Source organism: Arthrobacter sp. Z1-15 (assembly GCF_054792395.1).
Map to the genome: position 1 here is coordinate 413,691 of NZ_CP096454.1, position 12,957 is coordinate 426,647.

Sequence of the window (12,957 nt, forward strand, 5' to 3'; positions counted from 1 at the left end):
GGCAGCTGCCCCAACCGCCTAGGCGTTTGCCACCAGCCCCAGTTCAGCCTTGGAAGCCAAGCCGGAGTGCACCGGGAGCACGCGGACCGTATAGCCGAACGGGCCGGCCTGCTCGATGCCGATCGTCCCCGAGAACAGGTGGCGTCCGGACCCCAGATCCTCCGTCTGCTCCAGTTCCGCGCTCCGCGGGTCGCTCAGGTGGTCATTTTCCAGCGCCTTGCCGTAGGCAACCTCCACGCTGACGTCCTCCGGGCGGAGTGATCCCAGCGAAATGTAGGCCTGCACCGTCAGCTGGTCGCCAATCTGCGGATCATCGGTGATGCCGATGGAGTCCACGTGTTCCACGGACACACCGGACCATCCGTCGCGGATCCGCGTGATCCAGGCTGCCAGGTCCTTGGCTGCTGCGAAACCGTCGGCGGAAGCCGCGCGGCCGGACTGTCCGGCGGGCCGGTACAACCGGTTGACGTACTCCTTCAGCATGCGGTTCGCGGACACCGCCGGGCCAAGATCGGCCAGCGTGTGCTTGACCATTTCCAGCCACTCGCCGGGCAGCCCGTCGGATGAGGCCGCGGACGGTCCTGCTGCCCCCGCCTGGGCGGGAGGTTCCTTGCCGTAAAACAGCGGCGTGACGGCGTTCTCCAGAAGGTCGTACAGTGCCGCCGCCTCCAGATCGTCGCGCTGCTCCGGGTTGTAAACCTCCCGGGTGTGGGCACCCTTGGTGGGATTGGCCGAGGGGATCGCCCAGCCGTTGTCGCCGTCGAACATCTCGTCCCACCAGCCGTCCAGGACGGAGAGGTTCAGGCCGCCGTTGATCGCGGACTTCATTCCGGACGTGCCGGATGCCTCCAACGGCCGCAGCGGGTTGTTCAGCCACACGTCGCAGCCGGGGAACAGCGTGCGGGCCATGGCAATGTCGTAGTTGGGCAGGAACACAATCCGGTGGCGCACCTCGGGGTCATCGGTAAACCGGACCAGGTCCTGGATCATCCGTTTGCCCTGTTCATCCGCCGGGTGTGATTTGCCCGCCACCACCACCTGGATGGGATGCGTGGGGTGCAGCAGCAGCGCCTTGAGGCGGGCGGGATCGCGCAGCATCAGGGTCAACCGCTTGTAGGTGGGCACGCGTCGGGCAAAGCCGATGGTCAGCACGTCCGGATCCAGGACGTTCTCGGTCCAGGCCAGCTCGGGATCGGTGGCGCCGCGCTTGCGCCAAGCGGAACGTACCCGCCGGCGGACGTCGGTGACTAGGTTCGAGCGCAGCCGCCGGCGCAGGTCCCACAGATCCTGGTCGCCGATTTCGTAGGCGCGGCCCCAGTCGCGGTCGTGGACCGTGGCCACGCCGAATTTCTCGCGGGCCAATTTGGTCAGTTCCGGATCCACCCAGGACGGAACGTGGACGCCGTTGGTGACCGAGGTGATCGGAACCTCCGAGACATCGAATCCCGGCCAGAGGCCCGAGAACATCTCGCGGGACACCTCCCCGTGCAGCTTGGCCACCCCGTTGGCGCGCTGCGCCAGGCGCAGGCCCATCACCGCCATGTTGAACTTGGAGGGGTCTCCGCCGTCGTAGCTTTCGGCTCCCAGCCCCAGCACCTTGTCGGTGGGTACGGACTGCGCCAGGCCGGCACTGAAGAAATGCCGGATCTGAGCCTGGTCAAAACGGTCGATGCCGGCAGGCACCGGCGTGTGGGTGGTGAACACGGTGTTGGAGCGGCTGACAGTCAGCGCTTCTTCCCAGCCCATTCCGTTATCCATCAGTTCCCGGATCCGCTCCACGCCCAGGAAGCCCGCGTGGCCCTCGTTGCTGTGGAAAACCTCGGGTCCGGCGGTGCCGGAGAGGCGCTCATACACACGCAGCGCCTTGACGCCGCCCATGCCCAGCAGCAGTTCCTGCTGCAGCCGGTGGTCGCCGCCGCCGCCGTACAGGCGGTCCGTGATGCCGCGGGCGGCGTCGTCGTTGCCGATCACATCCGAGTCCAGCAGGAGCAGGGGAACACGGCCGACGTCGGCACGCCAGATCTGCGCCGAGAGCCGGCGGTTGTTGGGGAGCGGAAGGCTCACGCGTGCGGGCGTTCCGTCCTCTTCACGCAGCAGCGTCAGCGGCAGCCCGTTGGGGTCCAGGACCGGGTAAGTCTCCAGCTGCCATCCGTCGCGGGACAGTGCCTGCTTGAAGTAGCCGGCCTGGTAGAGGAGCCCGACGGCTATCAGCGGGACACCCAGATCGGATGCGGCCTTCAGATGGTCGCCGGCGAGGATGCCCAGACCGCCGGAGTACTGCGGCAGGACGGCGCTGATGCCGTATTCCGGCGAGAAATACGCCACCGACCGCGGCGCATCTTCACCCAGGCTTTGGTACCAGCGGGGAGCCGCCAGATAGTCGTCAAGGTCGGCACCCAGTTCCTGGATGCGCTCCACGAGGCCGGCATCGGCTGCCATCCGCTCAAGGCTGGCGCGGCTGACGGAGCCGAGGAATTTGACCGGATCCTGTCCGCTCGCCACCCAGGCGGCCGGGTCGAGGTCAGCAAAGAGCCGCGTAGTGGGCTCATGCCAGGACCAGCGCAGGTTTGAGGCCAGCCTGCTCAGCGGAGCAATACTGTCGGGGAGGACTGTTCGGACGGTAAACCTTCGAATTGCCTTCACCCCGGTTACGCTAGCGCAAACCCGGTGCCAAAGGGGATGGATGCACCAAACAATCGGTCAAATGACCTCCAGATTTGCCGTCCGCGCCCCGCACTGCCGGAATAGCGCAATACGCGGTGCCACCTGCAGGAAAACACCGGGAAAGTACGTTGCCTTAGCATTCTGTCCCGATTGTCGCTAACGTCTAGTCTGTGACCAGTTCCAGTGCGAAGCCATCTAAAGACCTGTCCGCTGAGGAACTCCGGTTCGGCCGGATTCCCATCATGAATGTGACCCCGGTGGTGGAATGCGGCCGCATCCCGGCCAAAGCCATTCCCGGTGAAGACCTCGTCGTCGGGGCCACGGTGTTCCGTGAAGGCCATGACCTCGTGGGAGTCAGCGCTGTCCTGTACGACCCCGAGGGCCTGGAGGTCCAGCGGGTCCGCATGCACCCCGTCGGCATTGGACTGGACCGCTGGGGAGGACTGCTTCGGCCCGAATCAACCGGCAACTGGAGCTTCGCCGTCGAAGGCTGGGCGGACGTGTACGGAACCTGGCACCACAACGCCGAGGTGAAGATCGCCGCCTGCGTCGACGTGGAGCTGATGCTCGCCGAGGGCACTGCACTCTTTACCGCCGCAGCCGCCGGGCGAAGCGCTGAGGACGCCGCTGTGTTTACCGCAGCCGCCAACACCCTCGCCGACTCCGGTCTGCCCGTCGAGGACCGGTTTGCCGCGGGCAGTTCCGACGCCGTCCTGGCGGTGCTCGAGAAGGAACCCATCCGGGACCTGGTCACCAGCAGCGAGCGTTTTCCCCTCCTGGTAGAGCGCGAACGGGCCGGCCGCGGCTCCTGGTACGAGTTCTTTCCCCGGTCCGAAGGTGCGGTGCTGGACCCCACCACCCGCGAATGGACCTCCGGGACGTTCCGGACGGCTGCGCGCAGCCTGGAGCGGGTAGCCGGCATGGGATTCGACGTCATCTATCTTCCTCCGGTGCATCCGATCGGCACGACCCACCGGAAGGGCCCGAACAACACGCTGGTCGCCGGGCCCCTGGACCCGGGATCGCCGTGGGCCATCGGAGCATCCGAAGGCGGACACGATGCCATCCACCCCGATCTGGGTACGTTTGAAGACTTCGACGCCTTCGTTGACACTGCCCGCGAACTGAACCTCGAGGTGGCGATCGACCTTGCCCTCCAGGCATCGCCGGACCACCCCTGGGTCAGCAGCCACCCGGAATGGTTCACCACACGCGTGGACGGGTCAATTGCCTACGCCGAGAACCCGCCGAAGAAGTACCAGGACATTTATCCCCTGAACTTCGACAACGACTACACCGGCCTGTCGGAGGAAATACTCCGCATCGTGCTCATGTGGATTGGCCACGGGGTAAAGATTTTCCGCGTGGATAATCCGCACACCAAGCCCCTGAAGTTCTGGGAATGGCTGATTAAGTCCGTCAATGACAAGCACCCCGACGTGATCTTCCTTGCCGAGGCGTTCACCCGGCCTGCCGTAATGCACGCGCTGGGCATGGCCGGGTTCCAGCAGTCCTACACCTACTTCACCTGGCGCAATACCCGCAAAGAACTCGAGGAATACTTCACGGAGGTATCCTCGGAAACGGCGGCGTTCTTCCGCCCCAACTTCTTCGTCAACACGCCGGATATCCTGACCGAATTCCTGCAGTACGGCGGTCCCGGGGCATTCAAGATCCGCGCCGCCCTGGCGTCCACGGCCAGTCCCCTGTGGGGGGTCTACGCCGGCTACGAGCTGTACGAGCATGTGGCCCGCCCCGGCGCCGAGGAATATATCGACAATGAGAAGTTCGAGTACAAGCAGCGTGATTTCGCCGCGGCAGAGGCTGAAGGCCGCAGCCTGGCGCCCTACATCACCCGCCTGAACGAAATCCGCCGCTCCCATCCGGCGCTGGGGGACCTGCAGAACCTGACGGTGCATTCGAGCACCGACGAGGCCACCATCGTTTATTCAAAACACAAGCAGCTCAGGTCCGGAGACCCGTCAAGCAGGGACACGCTGATCATTGTGGTGAACACAGACCCGCACAGTGCGCGTGAGTGCACCGTGTCGCTGGATCTGGCGGCCCTGCATCTGGACCCGCAGGACTTCAACGAGGATGGAACCTATTGGGTGGATGATCTCATCAGCGGCCAGAGCTGGCGCTGGGGAGAACACAACTACGTCCGGCTGGACGCCCATATCGAGCCCGCCCACATTCTGTCAGTTCGGAGGAACTCCTAGTGCCCAACCCGTTTCAGCTGCATGCTCCCGGGCTTACCAATGACCCTCACTGGTATCGCAAGGCAGTTTTCTATGAAGTGCTCGTCCGTGGTTTTGCGGATGCCAACGGAGACGGATCCGGTGACTTCACCGGATTGATCGACAAGCTGGATTACCTGCAGTGGCTGGGCGTGGACTGCCTCTGGCTTCCTCCGTTCTTCAAGTCCCCGCTGCGCGACGGCGGCTACGACATTTCCGACTACTATGACGTGCTGGACGAGTTTGGGACGATCAGCGACTTCAAGCGCCTGGTGGCGGAGGCCCATGCCCGCGGCGTGCGAGTGATCATTGACCTGCCGCTGAACCACACCTCGGACAAGCACCCGTGGTTCGAAGAATCCCGCAGTGACCCGGACGGCCCCTACGGAGACTTCTACGTGTGGTCGGACACCGATCAGAAGTACGAAGATGCGCGCATCATTTTTGTCGACACCGAGGAATCGAACTGGGCTTTTGACCCGGTGCGGCGCCAGTTCTACTGGCACCGCTTCTTCAGCCACCAGCCGGACCTCAACTTCGAGAATCCCAAAGTCGTTGAGGCCATCTTCGACGTCGTGCGGTTCTGGTTGGACCAGGGCATCGACGGCTTCCGCGCCGACGCCATCCCGTACCTCTTTGAAGAGGACGGCACCAACTGCGAGAACCTGCCGGCAACGCACCGGTTCCTCAAGGATCTGCGCACCATGGTGGACGAAAACTACCCGGGCCGGGTCATCGTGGCCGAGGCCAACCAGATGCCGCACGAGGTTGTGGAGTACTTCGGCGACGAGACGGGCGCGGAATGCCACATGGCCTTCCACTTCCCGATCATGCCCCGCCTCTTCTACGCCCTGCGCGACCAGAAGGCGGCGCCCATCATCCAGACCATGGAGGAAACCCCGGACATTCCGGCGGGTGCGCAGTGGGGAACCTTCCTGCGCAACCATGACGAACTGACGCTGGAGATGGTGACCAACGAGGAACGCCAGGCGATGCTCGGCTGGTATGCCCCCGACTCCCGGATGCGCGCCAATATCGGCATCCGGCGGCGTCTTGCCCCGCTGCTGGACAATTCGCGGTCGGAAATCGAACTCATCCATGCGCTGCTGCTTTCGCTGCCGGGAAGCCCCTTCCTCTACTACGGCGATGAGCTGGGAATGGGCGACAACATCTGGCTGGAGGACCGGGATTCCTCCCGGACGCCCATGCAGTGGAACCCCGACCGAAACGCCGGTTTCTCCACTGCTGATCCGGGCAAGCTGTACCTGCCGGTGGTGCAGTCGCTGGTTTACCACTTCAACCACGTGAACGTGGAGGCGCAGCTGGCAAGCTCCAGCTCGCTGCTGCACTGGATCCGGCAGATGATTATGGTTCGCCGGACCCATCCCGCGTTCGGCCTGGGCTCCTACCGGAACGTGCCCACCGAGGCGGAATCCGTCCTGGCGTTCCTTCGCGAACTGCCGGCGGACAACCCCGAGGGTGAAGTCGGTGAAGTCATGTTCTGCATCTTCAACCTGTCCCAGCACCCCGTCTCAGCCACAGTCAGCCTGCCGGAGTTCGCCGGCAGGGGCCTGCGTGATGCGTTCGGTGGAACCCCGTTCCCGGCCTTCGGGGCGGACGGTTCGGTGACCCTGACTTTGGGCAGCCACGACTTCTACTGGCTGCGGCTGCGATCGCCGAAGTCCAATATGTCGTCGCCCCTCACCGAAGCGATTCCCGTGATTCCCATTTCGGAGGCCGTGAAGAAATGACCCAGCTGATGCCGTCCCTGCCCGAACTCCTGACAGCCTGGCTGCCGCAGCAGCGCTGGTTCCCTGCCAAGGGGCGCGACGTCACTCTGGACCGGGTGGGCGGTATCCGGCTGGAGGACCCCAGCGGGCTCGCGGAGCTGGAGGTGCACATCGTTGCCGTCAGCTCGGGGCACCGCACGGATATCATCAGCGTGCCCGTCAGCTACCGCAGCTCCGAGGTTCCGGAGCTGGCTGCCTCCCTGCTGGGACGCGCACAGCACCAGCAGGCGGGGGAGCGCTGGCTGTACGACGGCGCCGCTGATCCCGTGTTTGTTACCGCGTGGCTCGAGATGATGCGTGAGCAGTCGGCTTCCCTTGACGGCCACACCCACGGCGTCGCCCTCGGCGGCTTCGAAGACTGGCCGCCATTCACGGAAACCGTGCCCGCCAAGCTGATGAAGGGCGAGCAGTCCAACACTTCGGTGGTGGTTCCGGTTGAGCCCAGCCAGCTGATTCTGAAGTTCTACCGGGTCCTGGCCGCCGGGGAGAGCCCCGACGTGGAAGTCAGCGCCAAACTCACCGCCGCGGGTTCCCGCGACGTCCCGGCCACCCTGGGCTGGGTCACCGGCAGCTGGCGGGATCCGCAGGCGAACGACGGCGATGCCTGGGTCACCGGGCACCTGAGCGTCCTGCGGGAGTTCATCCCCAACAGCGAGGATGCCTGGCGCACGGCATCCGCAGCTGCCCTGAACAGCACAGATTTCACTGCCGAGGCGGAAGAACTTGGGGCAGTGACCGGAAGAATTCACCGGCAGCTGGCACAGGCCTTCGGCAGCCAGCCTCCCACGGCCGCGGAACGGGCTGACTTCCTGGAGTCCCTGGGAAACCGGATCCGCTGGGCCTGGAAGGAAGCCCGCAGCCATGTGGGGGAGTACGACGAACCCCTGGAATACCTGCTCCAGCAGATCGCCGACCTCGAGATCCTGCCCAACCTTCAGCGCATCCACGCTGACTACCACTTGGGCCAGGTCCTGAAATCCGGCAGCCACGGGTGGATGGTCCTCGACTTTGAAGGCGAGCCGCTGCGTCCGGCCGAGGAACGCAGCGTTCCCGACGTCCCGCTTCGGGATGTGGTGGGCATGCTCCGTTCCATCGACTACGCCGCCGGCGTCGCGATGGTGGAAGGTGCCGACGGCGCCGACGGAACCGCTGTCTCCGGGTCACGCAAACAGCAGCGGCGGGCCCTGGAGGCCGCGCGCTGGGCAGCCACAGCGTCTGAAGCGTTCCTGCGCGGCTACGAGAAGGAAACCGGCACGCAGATAAACCGCAGCGACCCGCTCTACCTTGCCCTGTGGCTGGACAAGGCCCTTTACGAAGTTGTTTATGAAATCCGCAACCGTCCCGATTGGATTCGCGTGCCCGTCGCTGCCGTCCGGCAGATTCTTGAGCAGGCACGCAAGCAAGCCCACGGGACGAGCAGCCAGGAAGAGAACACAGTGAACAAGACCCCCCGGCCCGATCCTTCAGCCAAGAATTCTGCAGCCAGGAATTCCACGCCGGAACCAGCGCTTCCTGCGCGGCCGGGCGCCGTGGCGTCGCCGGAAGCTGCGCTGCCCGCGCAGCCTCGTGACGCCGTCGTACCCGCACAGTCGAACGATGCCGTGGTTCCTGCGGAGGCAAACCCGGCGCCGGTGCACCGCAACCCGCTGCCGGTGTCCGCCGATGTCCTGCAGGCCGTTTCCGAAGGTCGTTACCACCAGCCCCATGCCATCCTCGGGGCCCACCTCGATGACCAGGGACTGGTTACCATCCGGGCCCTGCGTCCGCTGGCCGAGGCAGTCACCGCCGTGACATCCGCGGGCCGGGTTGATCTGGAGCACGAGTACAACGGCATTTGGGTCGGCACCCTTCCCGCTGACCGCCCCGGCCAGGTCCCGGATTACCGGCTCGAAGTCACCTACGACGGGTTGGAGCCGCAGCTTTTTGACGACCCCTACCGCTTCCTGCCCTCGCTGGGGGAAATCGACCTGCACCTCATCGGTGAAGGCCGGCACGAGAAGCTGTGGACGGTGCTCGGGGCCAACCTGCACCACTACAAGTCAGTCCTCGGTGACATCGACGGTGTCAGTTTTGCCGTGTGGGCACCCAACGCCCAGTCGGTGCGTGTAAAGGGCGACTTCAACGGCTGGGACGGCACCCTGAACGCGATGCGCTCCCTGGGCGGTTCCGGCGTCTGGGAAATCTTTATTCCTGATGTGCAGCCCGGAGCCCGCTACAAATACGAAATCCTCGGGAGTGACGGAGTCTGGCGGGAGAAGGCTGACCCGATGGCGCAGGGCACTGAGGTGCCGCCGTTGACGGGCTCCCGCGTAGTGGAGTCCACCTACTCGTTCCAGGACGCCGAATGGATGGAAGCACGGGCTGCCCGTGACCCGCACAATGCGCCAATGAGCGTGTACGAGGTGCATCTGGGGTCGTGGCGGCTCGGTCTGGACTACCGGCAGCTGGCCGACCAGCTCGCGGAATACGTGACCTGGCAGGGATTCACGCATGTGGAGTTCATGCCGGTTGCCGAGCACCCGTTCGGGGGGTCCTGGGGATACCAGATCACGTCCTATTTCGCTCCCACTGCCCGGTTCGGCCATCCGGACGACTTCCGCTACCTGGTCGACAAGCTTCACCAGGCCGGTATCGGCGTCATTCTCGACTGGGTTCCCGGACACTTCCCCAAGGACGAATGGGCGCTGGCGAAGTTCGACGGCCAGACGCTGTACGAACACGGGGACCCGCTCCGCGGCGAGCAGCCTGACTGGGGCACCTTGATTTTCGACTACGGACGCCGCGAGGTCCGGAACTTCCTGGTGGCCAATGCCATCTACTGGCTGGAAGAGTTCCACATCGACGGCCTGCGCGTCGATGCAGTCGCGTCCATGCTGTACCTGGACTACTCACGTCCTGCGGATCAGTGGCGGCCCAACGCCTTCGGCGGGCGGGAAAACCTGGAGGCCATTTCTTTCCTCCAGGAAGTCAACGCCACCGCCTACCGCAGGGTCCCGGGTATCGTGATGATCGCCGAGGAATCCACGGCGTTCCCCGGCGTCACGCAGCCCACCAGCAGCGGCGGTCTTGGCTTCGGCCTGAAATGGAACATGGGCTGGATGCATGACACGCTCGAGTACATGTCCGAGGACCCGATTAACCGGATGTACCACCACGCCAAGCTGACGTTCTCCCTGGTTTACGCCTACACGGAGAATTTCCTGCTGCCGATCAGCCACGACGAAGTTGTGCACGGCAAGGGATCCCTGCTGCGCAAAATGCCCGGGGACCGCTGGCAGCAGCTGGCCAACCTGCGCGCATACCTGGCGTTCCAGTGGGCGCATCCGGGGAAGCAGCTGATCTTTATGGGCACGGAGTTCGGCCAGGAAGCCGAATGGTCCGAGCAGTACGGCCTGGACTGGTATCTGACGGATACGCCGCAGCATAAGGGCGTGCAGCTGCTGGTGCGGCAGCTCAACGAGATCTACGTCAATACCCCCGCCCTGTTCGACCGGGACAATGAGCCGGCGGGTTTCCAGTGGATCAATGAGAACGACGGCGCCCGCAACGCCTTGTCGTTCATCCGGTACGACCACCAGGGGAACCCGCTCGTGTGTATTGCCAACTTTGCCGGCACACCCCACGAGAATTTCCGGCTTGGCCTGCCGTGGGCGGGCGAGTGGGTGGAAGCACTGAACACCGATGCGGTTGAGTTTGGGGGCTCCGGCGTCGGCAACATGGGCATTGTTACCGCGTTGGAGGGTGCCTGCAACGGTCAGCCTGCCTCGGCAACACTGACCATCCCGCCGCTGGGCGTGCTGTATCTGAAGCCGAAGGACATCTAGCCGACGGACCTTATGGGGGCCGCCCCGGACCTGCTGCAAACGCAGGCTTCGGGGCGGTTCATAGCCGTCCAAAATCGTGCTAGAGTTAATACCCGCGCTGATCGAGGCAACGAGAACAGCTGAGCGTCACGGAGCCCACGGTTCCACCCGGTTCGCCGGACGGACGAGCAGCCGTTTTGACAGCCTCTGGACAGAGCGGTAAGATAGAAAAGTTGCTCCGGAGCGACGCAGAGCGGAAGATCCCCTGGATCTGAGCCTGCCGGTGCCGGAAGCAGTCTGTTGTTTGAGAACTCAATAGTGTGCCAAGTTTATTGATACCAATTATTTTAATTGGTTGAACTGGTTCTTCCGCCCACCCCGTGGGCGCGGAGGACTTTTTTAGCTGGTTTCGAATTTAGTGCAGGACCGTGCAGCCAATTTTCCTTGGCTCCGGCCCTGTGTCTGTAACACATTTACGGAGAGTTTGATCCTGGCTCAGGATGAACGCTGGCGGCGTGCTTAACACATGCAAGTCGAACGATGACTTTTGTGCTTGCACAAAATGATTAGTGGCGAACGGGTGAGTAACACGTGAGTAACCTGCCCTTAACTTCGGGATAAGCCTGGGAAACCGGGTCTAATACCGGATACGACGGACCACCGCATGGCGGTCCGTGGAAAGCTTGATGCGGTTTTGGATGGACTCGCGGCCTATCAGCTAGTTGGTTGGGGTAATGGCCCACCAAGGCGACGACGGGTAGCCGGCCTGAGAGGGTGACCGGCCACACTGGGACTGAGACACGGCCCAGACTCCTACGGGAGGCAGCAGTGGGGAATATTGCACAATGGGCGAAAGCCTGATGCAGCGACGCCGCGTGAGGGACGAAGGCCTTCGGGTTGTAAACCTCTTTCAGCAGGGAAGAAGCGAAAGTGACGGTACCTGCAGAAGAAGCGCCGGCTAACTACGTGCCAGCAGCCGCGGTAATACGTAGGGCGCAAGCGTTATCCGGAATTATTGGGCGTAAAGAGCTCGTAGGCGGTTTGTCGCGTCTGCTGTGAAAGCCCGGGGCTCAACCCCGGGTCTGCAGTGGGTACGGGCAGACTAGAGTGCAGTAGGGGAGACTGGAATTCCTGGTGTAGCGGTGAAATGCGCAGATATCAGGAGGAACACCGATGGCGAAGGCAGGTCTCTGGGCTGTAACTGACGCTGAGGAGCGAAAGCATGGGGAGCGAACAGGATTAGATACCCTGGTAGTCCATGCCGTAAACGTTGGGCACTAGGTGTGGGGGACATTCCACGTTTTCCGCGCCGTAGCTAACGCATTAAGTGCCCCGCCTGGGGAGTACGGCCGCAAGGCTAAAACTCAAAGGAATTGACGGGGGCCCGCACAAGCGGCGGAGCATGCGGATTAATTCGATGCAACGCGAAGAACCTTACCAAGGCTTGACATGAACCGGAAAGGCCTGGAAACAGGTCCCCCACTTGTGGCCGGTTTACAGGTGGTGCATGGTTGTCGTCAGCTCGTGTCGTGAGATGTTGGGTTAAGTCCCGCAACGAGCGCAACCCTCGTTCTATGTTGCCAGCGCGTTATGGCGGGGACTCATAGGAGACTGCCGGGGTCAACTCGGAGGAAGGTGGGGACGACGTCAAATCATCATGCCCCTTATGTCTTGGGCTTCACGCATGCTACAATGGCCGGTACAAAGGGTTGCGATACTGTGAGGTGGAGCTAATCCCAAAAAGCCGGTCTCAGTTCGGATTGAGGTCTGCAACTCGACCTCATGAAGTTGGAGTCGCTAGTAATCGCAGATCAGCAACGCTGCGGTGAATACGTTCCCGGGCCTTGTACACACCGCCCGTCAAGTCACGAAAGTTGGTAACACCCGAAGCCGGTGGCCTAACCCCCTTGTGGGGAGGGAGCCGTCGAAGGTGGGACCGGCGATTGGGACTAAGTCGTAACAAGGTAGCCGTACCGGAAGGTGCGGCTGGATCACCTCCTTTCTAAGGAGCACCTCAAGGTTGCGTGTCCTTCCACAGTGTGGGATGCGTGCTTTGCAGGAGATGCCCATATCGAAGGCGTTTGTTCTTCGGTGGGTGCTCAAGGGTGGAATATCAATAGGCAGGTGCCCGGCGTTGAGCCCGGCAGCATGAGTACGCCGTTTCTTCCCCGCTTGCGGGGGTGGACCGGTTGGAAAGGGTTGCCGGTGTTTCGAGTACCGGGTTTTACCGTTTGGCACACTGTTGGGTCCTGAGACAACAGGACCGTATGAACTGACAATCGTTATGGTTGGAAGTGGCACGGGTTCGTGTTGTTTCTGGTTGTTCCTGCGCAGACCTAAGGCTTTCACGGTGAATACGTGGGGGGTGCGGGGTGTGACGGGGTTGTTGTTTGAGAACTACATAGTGGACGCGAGCATCTTAAAATTATTAAGTGCAATTTCAGATAAACCTGGTGGATC

Annotated in this window: 4 protein-coding genes and 1 rRNA gene; 4 read left to right on the forward strand and 1 reads right to left on the reverse strand. The window is 63.0% G+C overall.

Annotation, left to right across the window (positions count from 1 at the left end; genetic code table 11):
* Window positions 1–18: 18 nt before the first annotated feature.
* Window positions 19–2,643 (reverse strand): alpha-glucan family phosphorylase, encoded by a 2,625-nt coding sequence (gene glgP, locus M1D40_RS02060; protein ID WP_461170032.1) that lies wholly within the window; start codon window positions 2,641–2,643, stop codon window positions 19–21.
* Window positions 2,644–2,906: 263 nt separating this feature from the next.
* Between glgP and M1D40_RS02065 the strand changes: the two genes are divergently transcribed.
* The 4 genes from M1D40_RS02065 (at window position 2,907) to M1D40_RS02080 (ending at window position 12,499) form a co-directional block, all read left to right on the forward strand.
* Complete coding sequence (locus tag M1D40_RS02065; protein ID WP_461170033.1) at window positions 2,907–4,886, forward strand: alpha-1,4-glucan--maltose-1-phosphate maltosyltransferase; 1,980 nt, start codon at window positions 2,907–2,909, stop codon at window positions 4,884–4,886.
* Complete coding sequence (gene treS, locus M1D40_RS02070) at window positions 4,886–6,655, forward strand: maltose alpha-D-glucosyltransferase (protein ID WP_341395463.1); 1,770 nt, start codon at window positions 4,886–4,888, stop codon at window positions 6,653–6,655. Before M1D40_RS02065 ends, treS begins: the two co-directional genes overlap by 1 nt.
* On the forward strand, window positions 6,652–10,518 hold the full coding sequence (gene glgB, locus M1D40_RS02075; RefSeq protein WP_461170034.1) for a 1,4-alpha-glucan branching protein GlgB: 3,867 nt from the start codon (window positions 6,652–6,654) through the stop codon (window positions 10,516–10,518). The genes treS and glgB overlap by 4 nt, the downstream gene beginning before the upstream one ends.
* Window positions 10,519–10,969: 451 nt before the next feature.
* Window positions 10,970–12,499, forward strand: a 16S ribosomal RNA gene (locus M1D40_RS02080).
* Window positions 12,500–12,957: the final 458 nt, after the last annotated feature.

Bases quoted from the DNA above. Each gene is read 5' to 3' on its own strand.
- M1D40_RS02065 (WP_461170033.1), top strand. From the start codon at position 2,907: ATGAATGTGACCCCGGTGGTGGAATGCGGCCGCATCCCGGCCAAAGCC.
- glgB (WP_461170034.1), top strand. From the start codon at position 6,652: ATGACCCAGCTGATGCCGTCCCTGCCCGAACTCCTGACAGCCTGGCTG.